General features: G+C 54.1%; 12 protein-coding genes and 1 tRNA gene. 6 read left to right on the forward strand and 7 right to left on the reverse strand.

All coding sequences use genetic code 11. The annotated features are described in order from the left end of the window. Window positions 1-216 precede the first annotated feature (216 nt). Window positions 217-2,661, forward strand: a complete 2,445-nt coding sequence (fadE, locus tag ABLU96_RS05990) for an acyl-CoA dehydrogenase FadE (protein WP_014837468.1) — start codon at window positions 217-219, stop codon at window positions 2,659-2,661. Between the two features lie 183 nt (window positions 2,662-2,844). Next, window positions 2,845-3,615 carry an amidohydrolase gene (locus tag ABLU96_RS05995; protein ID WP_014837467.1) on the forward strand — a complete coding sequence of 257 codons (771 nt, stop codon included), beginning with the start codon at window positions 2,845-2,847 and terminating at the stop codon, window positions 3,613-3,615. 254 nt (window positions 3,616-3,869) lie between these two features. Here ABLU96_RS05995 and ABLU96_RS06000 read toward each other — a convergent pair. Both ABLU96_RS06000 and dnaQ read right to left on the reverse strand, forming a co-directional pair. Then, a tRNA-Asp gene (locus tag ABLU96_RS06000) sits at window positions 3,870-3,946 on the reverse strand. Between the two features lie 132 nt (window positions 3,947-4,078). Beyond that, the gene (dnaQ, locus tag ABLU96_RS06005) at window positions 4,079-4,810 is read right to left on the reverse strand and encodes a DNA polymerase III subunit epsilon (RefSeq protein WP_025108466.1); all 732 of its coding nucleotides are present in this window, start codon (window positions 4,808-4,810) and stop codon (window positions 4,079-4,081) included. A gap of 65 nt (window positions 4,811-4,875) precedes the next feature. Here dnaQ and rnhA point away from each other — a divergent pair, with 65 nt between their 5' ends. Further along, window positions 4,876-5,343: a ribonuclease HI gene (gene rnhA, locus ABLU96_RS06010; protein ID WP_004129160.1), complete on the forward strand. Its 468-nt coding sequence runs from the start codon at window positions 4,876-4,878 to the stop codon at window positions 5,341-5,343. Here the strand turns inward: rnhA and ABLU96_RS06015 are convergent. Beyond that, a complete protein-coding gene (locus ABLU96_RS06015) occupies window positions 5,340-6,062 on the reverse strand; it encodes a class I SAM-dependent methyltransferase (RefSeq protein WP_064405234.1) in 723 nt (240 codons plus the stop codon). The two genes, rnhA and ABLU96_RS06015, sit on opposite strands and share 4 nt — an antisense overlap. Window positions 6,063-6,094: 32 nt before the next feature. On the opposite strand from ABLU96_RS06015, the gene gloB reads away from it, so the two are divergent. Beyond that, window positions 6,095-6,850 (forward strand): hydroxyacylglutathione hydrolase, encoded by a 756-nt coding sequence (gloB, locus tag ABLU96_RS06020; protein ID WP_064405236.1) that lies wholly within the window; start codon window positions 6,095-6,097, stop codon window positions 6,848-6,850. 71 nt (window positions 6,851-6,921) lie between these two features. Further along, window positions 6,922-8,289, forward strand: coding sequence for a murein transglycosylase D (gene mltD, locus ABLU96_RS06025; protein WP_004129156.1), 1,368 nt, complete (start codon window positions 6,922-6,924; stop codon window positions 8,287-8,289). Between the two features lie 57 nt (window positions 8,290-8,346). On the opposite strand, the gene ABLU96_RS06030 is transcribed toward mltD, so the two are convergent. The 3 genes from ABLU96_RS06030 to ABLU96_RS06040 form a co-directional block, all read right to left on the reverse strand. Beyond that, a complete protein-coding gene (locus ABLU96_RS06030; RefSeq protein ID WP_042933993.1) occupies window positions 8,347-9,117 on the reverse strand; it encodes a class I SAM-dependent methyltransferase in 771 nt (256 codons plus the stop codon). Window positions 9,118-9,201: 84 nt separating this feature from the next. Continuing rightward, complete coding sequence (locus tag ABLU96_RS06035; protein WP_025108464.1) at window positions 9,202-9,999, reverse strand: endonuclease/exonuclease/phosphatase family protein; 798 nt, start codon at window positions 9,997-9,999, stop codon at window positions 9,202-9,204. A gap of 105 nt (window positions 10,000-10,104) precedes the next feature. Continuing rightward, complete coding sequence (locus tag ABLU96_RS06040; RefSeq protein ID WP_014228021.1) at window positions 10,105-11,295, reverse strand: MFS transporter; 1,191 nt, start codon at window positions 11,293-11,295, stop codon at window positions 10,105-10,107. Between the two features lie 104 nt (window positions 11,296-11,399). Here ABLU96_RS06040 and yafC point away from each other — a divergent pair, with 104 nt between their 5' ends. Further along, on the forward strand, window positions 11,400-12,302 hold the full coding sequence (gene yafC, locus ABLU96_RS06045) for a DNA-binding transcriptional regulator YafC (protein WP_004847906.1): 903 nt from the start codon (window positions 11,400-11,402) through the stop codon (window positions 12,300-12,302). A gap of 30 nt (window positions 12,303-12,332) precedes the next feature. On the opposite strand, the gene dkgB is transcribed toward yafC, so the two are convergent. Next, a complete protein-coding gene (gene dkgB / locus ABLU96_RS06050; protein ID WP_014837458.1) occupies window positions 12,333-13,136 on the reverse strand; it encodes a 2,5-didehydrogluconate reductase DkgB in 804 nt (267 codons plus the stop codon). Window positions 13,137-13,344: the final 208 nt, after the last annotated feature.

Below are 13,344 nucleotides of genomic sequence, written 5' to 3' on the forward strand. Positions count from 1 at the left end.
TGGGATAACCCAGGCAGTTTACCGGATAGCCGACGCAGCGAGAAGCAGCACGCAATGCAATCCCCTGTGCTTTTGATTTTATGTGCCGCATTTCCGTACAACAATGTGAGCAAGGTTGTAATTATTTTGTAAACACATTGCTAAAACAAATTACATCCACTACAACCATATCATCACAAGTGGTCAGACCTCCTACAAGACAGGGAGCATTTCTCTATGATGATTTTGAGTATTGTTGCAACCGTTGTTTTACTCGGTGCGCTCTTCTATCACCGAATCAATCTGCTGCTGAGCAGCGCGATTTTGCTTGTCTGGACCGCCGCACTCGGCGCTGCGGGGCTGTGGAATATCTGGCTGCTGATTCCGCTGGCGATCGTTTTACTGCCGTTTAACCTTGCGCCGATGCGTAAATCCATGATTTCAGTCCCGGCGTTCCGCGCTTTCCGTAAGGTCATGCCGCCGATGTCGCGCACCGAGAAAGAAGCGATTGACGCTGGCACAACCTGGTGGGAAGGCGATCTGTTCCGCGGCAACCCCGACTGGCAGAAACTGCACAACTATCCGCAGCCGCGCCTCACCGCTGAAGAACAAGCCTTTATTGACGGCCCGGTCGAAGAAGCCTGCCGTATGGCGAACGACTTCGAAATTACCCACGAGATGGCCGATCTGCCGCCGGAGCTGTGGGCCTATCTGAAAGAGCATCGCTTCTTCGCGATGATCATTAAGAAAGAGTACGGCGGGCTGGAATTCTCCGCCTACGCGCAGGCTCGCGTACTGCAAAAGCTATCGGGCGTCTCCGGGATCCTGGCGATTACCGTCGGCGTGCCGAACTCATTAGGCCCGGGCGAGCTGCTGCAGCATTACGGTACAGAAGAACAGAAAAACCACTATTTGCCGCGCCTGGCTCGCGGCCAGGAGATCCCGTGCTTCGCGCTGACCAGCCCGGAAGCGGGTTCAGATGCCGGCGCCATTCCGGATACCGGCGTCGTCTGCATGGGCGAATGGCAGGGCCAGCAGGTGCTGGGTATGCGCCTGACCTGGAACAAACGCTATATCACCCTTGCGCCTATCGCCACCGTACTGGGGCTGGCGTTTAAACTCTCCGATCCAGACCGCCTGCTGGGTGGAGAAGAGGAGCTGGGCATCACCTGCGCGCTCATCCCCACCAGCACCCCCGGCGTTGAAATCGGGCGTCGCCATTTCCCGCTGAACGTTCCGTTCCAGAACGGCCCGACCCAGGGGAAAGATATTTTCGTTCCTATCGATTACATTATTGGCGGCCCGTCGATGGCCGGCCAGGGCTGGCGGATGCTGGTTGAGTGTTTATCCGTGGGACGCGGCATCACCCTGCCGTCAAACGCTACCGGCGGCCTGAAATCCGTCGCCATGGCTACCGGCGCCTACGCGCACATTCGCCGCCAGTTCAAAATCTCTATCGGTAAAATGGAAGGGATCGAAGAACCGCTGGCGCGTATCGCAGGCAACGCCTACGTAATGGATGCCGCCGCCTCGCTGATTACCTACGGCATTATGCTTGGCGAAAAACCAGCGGTACTGTCGGCAATTGTGAAGTATCACTGTACTCACCGTGGTCAGCGTTCCATTATTGACGCAATGGATATTACCGGCGGTAAGGGCATTATGCTCGGCACCGGAAACTTCCTGGCGCGGGCCTATCAGGGCGCGCCGATCGCCATCACCGTTGAAGGGGCGAATATCCTGACCCGCAGCATGATGATCTTCGGCCAGGGTGCGATTCGTTGCCATCCGTACGTGCTGGATGAAATGGCGGCCGCGCAGAATAACGACGTTAACGCTTTCGATAAGCTGCTGTTTAAACACATCGGGCACGTGGGCAGCAATAAGGTACGCAGTTTCTGGCTGGGCCTGACCCGCGGTCTCACCAGCAGCTCGCCGACCCGCGATGCCACTCGTCGCTACTATCAACATATGAACCGACTGAGCGCCAACCTGGCTCTGCTGTCCGATGTCTCAATGGCGGTACTGGGCGGTAGTCTGAAGCGTCGTGAAAGAATTTCTGCGCGTCTGGGAGATGTGCTGAGCCAGCTCTACCTGGCGTCGGCGGTCCTGAAACGCTATGACGATGAGGGGCGTAACGAAGCGGACTTACCGCTGGTTCACTGGGGGGTGCAGGATGCGCTGTATCAGGCCGAGCAGGCGATTGACGATCTGTTGGTGAACTTCCCGAATCGTCTGGTCGCTGGGGCGCTTCGCGTGGCAATCTTCCCGACCGGACGTCATTACCTGGCGCCTTCAGACAAGCTGGATCATAAGGTAGCGAAAATCCTGCAGGTTCCGAGCGCGACGCGTTCGCGTATCGGCCGCGGTCAGTATCTGACGCCGAGCGAGCATAATCCGGTTGGCCTGCTGGAAGAAGCGCTGCTTGATGTTATGGCAGCAGACCCTATCCACCAGCGCCTGTGCAAAGAGCTGGGCAAGAATCTGTCGTTTACGCGTCTTGATGAACTGGCCCGCAACGCGCTGGCAAAAGGGCTAATCAATCAGGACGAGGCGGACATACTGGTCCGTGCGGAAACCAGCCGACTGCGCAGCATTAACGTCGACGATTTCGCCCCGGATGAGCTGGCGACCCGCCCGGTAAAGCTGCCGGAGAAAGTGCGCAAGATCGAAGCGGCTTAAAAACAAAAAAATAAACCCATCACGATCGAGGCGGGGACTTCCCCGCCTCTCTTTTTTCTGACAATTCAGCGGAAGGTATTTCCAGGGCTGTCATTCTTTTACAAAATATTCCCTGAGCCGTCCATCGGCTGATATGGTGTTAAAGTCATTATAATTCCTCTCATCATACTGGAGTTCACCACCGTGCCCGGACTGAAAATTACCCTTTTACAACAACCGCTGGTGTGGATGGACGGTCCCGCCAACCTGCGCCATTTCGATCGTCAACTGGAAGGGATTACCGGGCGTGACCTCATTGTTTTACCCGAAATGTTCACCACCGGTTTCGCGATGGAAGCAGCAAAACAGTCGCTGTCGCAAGAGGAAGTGGTAGCCTGGATGGAAGCTAAAGCCGACCAAACCAACGCGCTGATTGCCGGTAGCGCCGCGCTGCAAACGGACCGTGGTCCGGTTAACCGCTTCTTGCTGGTTGAGCCCGGCGGTAAAATCCATTTCTATGACAAACGCCACCTGTTTCGCATGGCGGATGAACATCATCATTACGCAGCGGGTAACGAGCGGGTCATTTTTGCCTGGCGCGGCTGGAGAATTCTGCCGCTGGTATGCTACGACCTGCGCTTCCCCGTGTGGTCACGCAACCATAACGACTACGATTTAGCGCTGTATGTTGCCAACTGGCCCGCCCCGCGCTCAATGCACTGGCAGTCGCTGCTGGTCGCCAGAGCTATCGAAAATCAGGCTTATGTTGCCGGATGCAATCGCGTCGGCACCGATGGCAACGGACACCATTACCGGGGCGATAGTCGGATAATCACGCCGCAGGGTGAGATTATCGCGACGGCCGAACCGCATCAGGCGACTCGCCTGGATGCTGAGCTTTCGCTGACGTCGCTAAAAGAGTATCGCGAGAAGTTTCCGGCCTGGCAGGACGCTGATCCCTTCACGCTCAGCTAAAGCCAGACTGGCAGGGGAGCCCAGGCTCCCTTTTTATGCCTCAAACCAGCGCTATCCCGCCCGCTCGCCCCAAAGCCCTGCAGGTAAACGCCCGCAGCGCGGAACGAGAATATGAATGCTGTTAACGCCAGGCTCGCGGGCAAACGTTGTCAGACCGGCGCAACGGATGGCTGGCGAAGACGGGGAAGAGAATGTGTTCTGCAGGCTAAAACGACGAAAGCCTGAATCATTGCTGATTCAGGCTTTCTGAATAGTGGCGGAACGGACGGGACTCGAACCCGCGACCCCCTGCGTGACAGGCAGGTATTCTAACCGACTGAACTACCGCTCCACTTACTGTTCCCTTGGGAACGAGGCGAATATTACGGATTCCCCTCTACTCCGTCAACGCTTTTTCTTCATTTTTGAATCGCTTGCTGCAAAAATCACCCAACAGACTATTTTTAGCGCGTTTATGGGTAAATCAGGCCCGCCACAGGCAGCTTCCGCCTTTCTTTTGCACCAGATCGAGCCGCGACTCGTGGTTCATCAGCTCTTCATCAGAGGCGTAAACCACCCGTAATTTGCTGGCGGCGCGCACAACGCGTTGAATGCCCATTTCTCCGGCCTGCTGCTGCCCTTCCCCTTCCATTGAGAAAGCCATCGTCGTCTGGCCACCGGTCATCATCAGATAAACGTCGGCCAGAATCTGGGCATCGAGCAACGCCCCGTGCAGCGTTCGCTTGCTGTTGTCTATTTCATAACGTGAACAGAGGGCATCAAGGCTGTTACGCTTGCCCGGGAACATTTTACGCGCCAGGGCCAGGCTATCGGTCACCTTACAAAAGGTATCCGTCTTCGGAATTCCGCGATTTAGCTTAGCAAATTCATAGTCCATAAAGCCGATATCGAACGATGCGTTATGGATGACCAGCTCCGCGCCGCGGATATAGTCGAGAAACTCATCGACCACATCACCAAACGCGGGCTTATCCATCAGGAATTCGTCCGCAATACCGTGGACGCCAAACGCTTCAGGATCCACCAGCCGGTCCGGCTTTAAATAGACGTGGAAGTTGTTTCCGGTCAGGCGGCGGTTGATCACCTCCACCGCACCGATTTCAATTATCTTGTGCCCTTCATAGTGCGCACCAATCTGATTCATACCGGTGGTTTCGGTATCGAGAACGATCTGTCGCGTAATTGCAGTGCTCATAGCGGTCATTTATGTCAGACTTACCGTTTTACGTATCGATTTCAATTACAGGAAGTCTACCAGAGATGCTCAAACAGGTAGAAATTTTCACCGATGGTTCTTGCCTGGGAAATCCAGGTCCTGGCGGCTACGGTGCGATTTTACGCTATCGCGGGAAGGAAAAAACTTTTAGCGAAGGCTTTAACCTTACAACGAACAACCGCATGGAGATGATGGCCGCCATCGTCGCCCTGGAAGCGCTGAAAGAACATTGTGAAGTGATCCTCAGTACCGACAGCCAGTATGTGCGTCAGGGGATTACGCAGTGGATCCACAACTGGAAAAAACGCGGCTGGAAAACGGCCGACAAGAAACCGGTAAAAAATGTCGATCTCTGGCAGCGCCTGGACGCCGCGCTGGGTCAACACAAGATAAAATGGGAATGGGTTAAAGGCCATGCCGGACATCCGGAAAACGAACGTTGCGACGAACTGGCGCGCGCGGCAGCATCTAACCCAACCCGGGACGACATCGGTTATCAGGCAGAAAGTTAATTCTGCCCCTTGCGCCACTGACGCGTGGCGCCTACCGCCTGCGGTATCCGTTTTTTTGCTTTGCCCGATTTCATCGGGTTTAGCGTCAATGGGATAGTGCGTTTACGGGCAACAATGAGCTGCAGACATCCCAACGCCGGTAGATGCGTGCTGAGGATTTTCCCCCCGTGGCGCGACCAGGGAAGGACCTGATAGCCCCCGTAGTGCATAACTTCAAAATTCAGCAACCCCAGCCAGTCCATCTGACGCGTTAAGGTGAACATGCGGCTGTTATAGGGGGGCTTATTGCGTAACACCGGCACCAGTTTACGTAACCCCATCAGGCTTACAGGATTAAAACTGGTTAAAATTATCCAGCCATCGTCAATCAGCACCCGGTCCGCTTCCCGCAGCAGTCGATGCGGATCGCTGCACCACGGTAAGGTATGCGCCAGCAGGCAGGCATCTACCGACTTTTCGGCAAAAGGCAAATGCAGCGGATCGGCCTTTACCTGCACAGGATTCCCCTGCAAAGAGACATTCACCTGATGGGAAATCGCGCAGGCTTCGGTATTGATTTCCGCGCTCAGATTGCCAATCTTAAGTAAATGAAAGCCATATAATTTAGTGAGCCACGGTTTCATCTGCCGTTCCAGCGATTCGCGGTAGTATTCGCCCCACGGCATGCTGGACCAGTGCTCTGGCGCTGTAACTGTATGAGGTATCCTTGCCGGCTTCATCGCAACCTTCCGCTACGCATTAGAGGTAATTTATGAATCTTATCAGTATTCCCGCATTTCAGGACAACTACATCTGGGTTCTTAGTGAAGATAGCGGGCGCTGCCTGATAGTCGATCCCGGAGAAGCCGCGCCCGTGCTCGCCGCCATCGAACAAAACCGCTGGCAGCCGGAAGCTATCTTGTTGACGCATCACCACCGCGACCATGTTGGCGGCGTTAAACAACTGCGGGAAAAACTCCCGAACCTGGTGGTTTACGGACCGGCAGAAACCCAGGATAAGGGCGCAACCCACGTCGTGAAGGACGGAGATAGCCTCGCTGTTTTGGGCCGCGAATTTTCTATTTTTGCCACGCCAGGTCACACTTTAGGACACATCTGTTTCTACAGCGCACCTTATCTATTTTGTGGCGATACAATGTTTTCTGGCGGCTGCGGCAGACTATTCGAAGGGACCGCAGAGCAGATGTATCAATCACTTAAGAAGATTAGCGCCCTTCCTGACGAAACATTAATATGTTGCGCACATGAGTACACTTTAGCAAACATGAAGTTTGCAATAAGCATCCTTCCCCATGATAGGGAGATAAACGATTACTACCACAAAGTTAATGAGTTACGTGCAAAAAACCAAAAAACACTCCCCGTAACTCTGAAAAATGAGCGCCTTATTAATTTATTTCTTCGAACGGATGATGATGATTTAATTAAAGAAATAGACAAAGAAACAAATTTGCAACACTCTATTCAGCGATTTGCCTGGTTAAGGTCAAAGAAAGACGACTTCTGATATTTAATTCTTGTCTTCAGACGACTTCACCGTTATCCTTGCTCGTCTTTTAAGCAACTATTGACACACACATGAAGGCACGAGCGATTTTACTCGCCTCTGTCCTGCTGGTGGGGTGCCAGGCGTCTAAGAACGATGGCACCGTACAACAGCACGCACAGAGCCTTTCTGCAGCGAGTCAAGGGGAAGCAAGCAAGTTCACAAGTCGAGCGCGCTGGTTAGATGATGGAACCTTCTACGCGCAAGACCAGGATCTGTGGACTTCAATAGGCGACGAGCTAAAGATGGGAATTCCGGAAAACGTCCGGATTCGCGAACAAAAACAGAAGTACTTAAGAAATAAGAGCTATCTCCACGATGTAACTTTACGGGCAGAGCCGTATATGTACTGGATAGCCGGGCAAGTTAAGAAACGTAACATGCCAATGGAACTGGTATTACTACCCATAGTGGAGAGCGCTTTTGACCCGCACGCAACGTCTGGCGCCAATGCCGCAGGCATTTGGCAGATCATTCCGAGCACCGGGCGCAATTATGGTTTGAAACAGACCCGCAGTTACGATGCGCGTCGTGACATCGTTGCCTCAACCACGGCAGCGTTAAACATGATGCAACGTCTGAACAAAATGTTCGACGGCGACTGGTTGTTAACCGTCGCTGCCTATAACAGCGGCGAAGGTCGGGTAATGAAGGCTATCAAAGCGAACAAATCACGGGGTAAACCCACCGATTTCTGGTCGCTGTCATTACCACAGGAAACCAAAATATACGTACCAAAAATGCTGGCCCTGAGCGATATTCTCAAGAACAGCAAGCGGTATGGCGTAAGGTTGCCAACAGCAGACGAAAGCCGTGCCCTGGCGCGTGTACGTCTCGACAGTCCGGTTGAGATTTCACAGCTAGCGGATATGGCAGGAATGCCCGTCAGCAAGCTGAAAACGTTCAATGCAGGCGTTAAGGGGTCGACTCTGGGCGCGAACGGGCCGAATTACGTACTGGTACCGCAGAAGCATGCGGCGCAGCTGCGTGAGTCTTTGGCCTCCGGTGATATTGCCGCCGTGCAGCCGACGCTGCTGGCTGATAACAAGCCGTTGACCAGCCGCAGCTACCAGGTGCGCTCCGGTGACACCATCTCCGGCATTGCATCGCGTCTCGGCGTATCAACGAAAGATCTGCAGCAGTGGAACGGTATTCGCGGTTCTAACCTGAAGGTCGGTCAGAATCTGGTGATTGGCGCAGGCAGCAGCGCTGAACGTCTGGCAAACAATAGCGATAGCATTACCTATCGCGTGCGTAAGGGCGACTCTTTGTCGAGCATTGCGAAACGCCATGGCGTGAACATTCGCGATGTGATGCGCTGGAACAGCGATACCGGCAACCTGAAACCTGGCGATCAGCTGACGCTGTTTGTGAAAAACAGCGACAGACCGGAATCCTGATGATTCAGCAGGCATTAAAAAAGGCACCCATGCGGTGCCTTTTGTTTTATCTCTGCGTTAGATGGCCTTATGGGCCTCAAACATAATCGTATCGCTGGTGAAAGAACCATCCTGCTGCAATGCAAAATAGGCTTTGACCTCCGCCGATGCGCTCTCCTGGTATAAACGAATCGCTTCCGTCAGCGCCGCTGGCGTCCGCATCCGCGCGACCCAGGAGCTGAACTCCAGAGGCAGGCGATCGGTCAGCAGATGATTTATCACCAAACCGGCCTCACTCGCCATTGTCAGCCATTCGCCGCTGGAGTAGTTGCGAACATGGGAGGTATCGCGCAGCGCCTCAACCGTCTGCAGCCAGACGTCGCGAACAGGATGGCCGGGCGACATCACATCCATAATAATCATCACTCCGCCCGGTTTCAGCACCCGCTTCACTTCACGCAATGCCTGGCCAACATCATGCCAGTGATGCGCAGAATAACGGCTGATCGCGACATCAAAGCTGGCATCAGCGAAAGGCAAAGATTCGGCATAGCCCTGCTGCGTGGCAATATTAGCAAAACCTTTATCCCTTGCGGCCTGAGCCACCACCTCCAGCATCTGGCTGGATAAATCATATGCCGTTACCTGGGCAACCTGCCCTGCCGCCGCAAAGCTGGCGTGTCCGGCACCGCATCCCATATCCAGCACGTGGGCCTGAGGGAAGTCCGCCAGCCGTTCGGCCAGTCGCTGCAGATCGCGCCCTGAAGCGTGTACGGCACTGCTCAGGTAGGCGCTGGCCTGTGAGCCAAACTGTTTTTCGACGTTGTCATGATGAGAGCGTGTTGTCATTGCATTGTCCTTCGGTTTTTTGAGTAATAAAGGCAGCACCATGCATACGCAGGCCTGCCCCATGGCAGGCCTGACATACCTTAATTAATCAGGCTTGCCGGGACTGAATTCAACTAGTAGCGGGTTGTGGTCGGACGCGCGGGTCACCAGCACGGAAGCATCGTGCACGCTTAACCCCCGGTAGAACACAAAATCAAGCGGGCGGCCAAAAGTACGGCGGCGCTGATCGTCAGAGAAGCGGACTTCGCGCAGCGACATTTCACGCGCAAAGCGATACAAAGCGTTCATTCGCGGACGACTCCAGGCGTTAAAGTCACCCGCCATTATCACCGGCCCGCTGTGATGGGCAATCTGGTCGCCAATCGGCAGCAGCTGCTTGCTGTAGACATCCACGCCAAGACTAAAGTTGACCGCGTGGATATTTACCACCATCAGCAGCCGGGTATCCGGTAACGGGTAAACGGTGACCAACGCTGACTTTGCCAGCCGCAGGATAGGCTCGCGCTCGCGCAGTGGGCAGCAGTAAATGGGGTGGGCGGAAGCTAACGTCATCACGCCGGAAGGATGCTGCGGAAGCACCAGTGCCGGAACCTGGTCAGCGGCCAGATAATTGGAGGTGGCGAATTTCACTAACTCAGGCGTGGTTTGCGCTTCCTGTAATAACACCAGGTGCGCATCTTTACCGAAATTATTAAGCACGGATTTCCACTCTGCGCGCTGCTGTTTAAAGATGTTCCACACCAGCACGCGGATTTTCTCATCCGAACTTAACGGTACCCCGGCCGGAAAAGCCGGAGTCATGCCAGCAAACGACCCCGGAGGTAAGATTCTCTCCGCGGGTTGTCCGGCGACGTAGCGCATGGCATAGGTATTCTTTCGCAATTTAGGCATCAAACCTCGATAACAGGAAACCAGCCCGAGACTGCAGCTGGTCCTTCTGTTATAGGGATTTTTGTATACACTTTCAATGCAATTTGCCAGAAACCTTTATCCTTCTACGGAAAGAACCGTAGCACAGCGCTGAGGCTTATCGAGCCGGCCGCTAAGAACCACCAGCAACAGCGCGACCAGAACTATCAGCGCGCCAATCCAGGGCGTCTGATCCAGACCATAATGTTCTACCGTCTGCCCACCAATCACCGATCCTAAGGCAATCCCGATGTTAAAGGCGGCAATATTCAGGCCTGAGGCAACGTCAACCGCGCCTGGAGTATACTGCTCCGCTTTCTGCACAACGTATACCTGCAGACCCGGAACGTTACCGAATGCGAAGATGCCCATCACCAGTACCGTCGCCAGCGCCGCATACTGAATGCTGGCCGTAAACTGAAAGATCAGCAGTAAAGCAACCAGGGCGGCAAAAATCAGCTTCAGCGCGGGCACGGCGCCATGCTTATCCGCCAGCTTTCCGCCCCATACGTTGCCCACCGCTACAGAAACACCGTAGCCCAGGAGGATCCAGCTAACGGCCGCCGGGCTAAATCCGGCAAGATCCTGCATCATCGGCGCCAGGAAGGTAAAAGCGGTGAATACGCCGCCATATCCCAAAGCCGTAATGGCATAGATTATCAGTAAACGGGGATGAGTCAGAACCTGGAGCTGGGCGCGTAAACCGGCGCTGACACGACCGGGAATGTTATTCGGCACCAGGATAAGGCTGCTCATTAACGCGATTACGCCAAGGATCGACACGGCAAGGAACGTCTCGCGCCAGCCAAAGTGTTGGCCGATAAAGGTGCCCAATGGTACGCCGGTCACCAGCGCAACGGTCAGACCGCCAAACATAATCGCAATCGCCGAAGCCGCTTTCTCTTTCGGGACCAGGCTGGTCGCAATTGTCGATCCGATCGAAAAGAATACCCCGTGCGCCAGTCCCGTCAGCAGGCGTGCCAGAACCAGAGTTTCATAACCCGGCGCCTGCCAGGCCAGCAGGTTACCGGCGGTAAACAGCGCCATTAACGCCAGCAGCAGTTGCTTACGCGGCATACGCCCGGTCAGCGCGGTGAGCACCGGGGCGCCAATCGCCACGCCGAGCGCGTAGATAGAAACCAACAGCCCCGCTGAGGGTAGCGAAATAGCGAGTTGTTCTGCAATGGTGGGCACCAGGCCCACAATGACAAATTCGGTCGTGCCAATAGCAAAGGCACCGATAGTTAAGGCAAGTAGCGCCAGCGGCATAATGTACTCCGTATCAACATGATTAAGATGACACGTAGTATGAAGAGATGCTTTAATAACAAAAATAGCCAAAGTATCAATAGAATTTTGCCACAGGTGCAATAATGAGAGCTACCTCAGAAGAAATCGCCATTTTTGTCGCCGTGGTCGAGAGCGGCAGCTTTAGCCGCGCAGCGGAACAGCTAGGTCAGGCCAATTCCGCCGTCAGCCGGGCGGTGAAAAAGCTGGAATCAAAGCTCGGCGTGAGCCTGCTTAACCGTACGACCCGTCAGCTAAGCCTGACCGAAGAAGGAGAACGTTATTTCCGTCGCATGCAGGTTGTGCTTCAGGAGATGGCCGCTGCCGAAAATGAACTTCTGGAGAGTCGTACGACGCCAAGAGGACTATTACGGGTTGATGCCGCGACGCCGGTGATACTGCATTTTCTGATGCCGTTGATAAAACCCTTCCGCGAGCGTTATCCAGAGATGAGCCTTACGCTGGTCTCGTCCGAAACCTTTATCAATCTGATTGAGCGGAAAGTTGACGTCGCGATCCGCGCCGGCACGCTGACCGATTCCAGCCTGCGCGCCAGGCCATTGTTTAATAGCTACCGCAAAATAATCGCTTCACCGGACTATCTTGCTCGCCATGGCACGCCGCAAAGCGTCGCTGAGCTAAAAAATCATCAATGCCTCGGTTTTAGCGAACCTGTTTCATTGAATACCTGGCCAGTCTCCTGCTGCGATGGCCAGCTGCTGGAAATCGAAAGCGAGATATCTTCCAATAGCGGAGAAACGCTCAAGCAGCTGTGCCTGGCCGGTAACGGAATCGCCTGTCTGTCGGACTATATGGTGGATAAGGAAATTGCTGAAGGGGCGTTTGTCGAACTGCTGGCTGATAAACGGCTGCCGGTTGAAATGCCGTTTAGCGCGGTTTACTACAGCGACAGAGCCGTAAGCACGCGGATCAGAGCCTTTATCGACTTTCTTAGCGAACATGTAAAACAGCTCCCGAAGGAGCTGTAAGAGGGTTGTAGAGTACAGAGGGGGATTAGATTAGTCCCATTCAGGCGCCAGACCGTCCGGGCTAACCAGACGATCGTTGCAGTCCAGGGCGGCGATCGCCTGGCGATCGTCTTCATCAAGCTGTAGATCCTGAGCTTTAAGGTTGCTTGCCAGGTTTTCGCGCCGCGTCGAAGACGGAATTACCGCATAACCTTCGCCCATTGCCCAGGCCAGGATAACCTGTGCCGGCGTGGCATTATGTTTCGTCGCAATACGTGCAATCACTTCATCTTTCAGCGCCTTACCGTAGGCCAGCGTCATGTAAGAGGTGATATGAATACCGTGTTCACGCGCCCAATCAACCACTTTACGATTCTGCAGGTACGGAGAGAGTTCAACCTGGTTGGTCGCGATATTCTCTGCGCCAACGGCGGCAATTGCCCGCTCCATCAGCGGAATGGTGAAGTTAGAAATACCAATCTGACGGGTCAACCCCTGCTTTTTCGCTTCCAGCAGCGCGGCCATAAACTCTTCGACGGCAACGGCATCGTTTGGCGACGGCCAGTGGATTAACGTCAGGTCGACATAGTCAGTTCGCAGCTTCAGCAGGCTCTCTTTCAGGCTGGCGATCAGCTTGTCTTTGCTGAGATTTTCAATCCAGATCTTGGTGGTGATGAACAGTTCATCGCGCGCAACGCCGCTTTCAGCAATAGCCTGACCCACAGCAGCTTCATTATCATAGATTTGCGCGGTATCAATGGTGCGATAGCCCAGCTCAAGCGCCGTTTTTACAGATGCAATAACCACGTCATCTTTCAGACGGAAGGTCCCAAGACCAAATGCAGGGATTGTCATGATTTTCCTCTTTATTCATTCATATCGGTTAACGAGGGTAATTATGGCCAACGAGAGGATTGAGAAAAAGAGCGCTAAACGCAGAGGATTTTTGCTAAAAAAGCAATAATAAAGCGACAGGCAAAGAAAAAGCCCTGAGCAAATGCTCAGGGCTTTTAATAAGTGGCGGAACGGACGGGACTCGAACCCGCGACCCCCTGCGTGACAG

The organism is Klebsiella sp. CN_Kp106 (assembly GCF_040064575.1).
Lineage (GTDB): Bacteria > Pseudomonadota > Gammaproteobacteria > Enterobacterales > Enterobacteriaceae > Klebsiella > Klebsiella michiganensis.

Excerpts from the sequence above, each read along its gene's own strand:
- fadE (WP_014837468.1), top strand. The coding sequence starts at position 217 with ATGATGATTTTGAGTATTGTTGCAACCGTTGTTTTACTCGGTGCGCTC.
- dnaQ (WP_025108466.1), bottom strand. The coding sequence starts at position 4,810 with ATGAGCACTGCAATTACGCGACAGATCGTTCTCGATACCGAAACCACC.
- rnhA (WP_004129160.1), top strand. The coding sequence starts at position 4,876 with ATGCTCAAACAGGTAGAAATTTTCACCGATGGTTCTTGCCTGGGAAAT.
- ABLU96_RS06015 (WP_064405234.1), bottom strand. The coding sequence starts at position 6,062 with ATGAAGCCGGCAAGGATACCTCATACAGTTACAGCGCCAGAGCACTGG.
- gloB (WP_064405236.1), top strand. The coding sequence starts at position 6,095 with ATGAATCTTATCAGTATTCCCGCATTTCAGGACAACTACATCTGGGTT.
- mltD (WP_004129156.1), top strand. The coding sequence starts at position 6,922 with ATGAAGGCACGAGCGATTTTACTCGCCTCTGTCCTGCTGGTGGGGTGC.
- ABLU96_RS06030 (WP_042933993.1), bottom strand. The coding sequence starts at position 9,117 with ATGACAACACGCTCTCATCATGACAACGTCGAAAAACAGTTTGGCTCA.
- ABLU96_RS06040 (WP_014228021.1), bottom strand. The coding sequence starts at position 11,295 with ATGCCGCTGGCGCTACTTGCCTTAACTATCGGTGCCTTTGCTATTGGC.
- yafC (WP_004847906.1), top strand. The coding sequence starts at position 11,400 with ATGAGAGCTACCTCAGAAGAAATCGCCATTTTTGTCGCCGTGGTCGAG.
- dkgB (WP_014837458.1), bottom strand. The coding sequence starts at position 13,136 with ATGACAATCCCTGCATTTGGTCTTGGGACCTTCCGTCTGAAAGATGAC.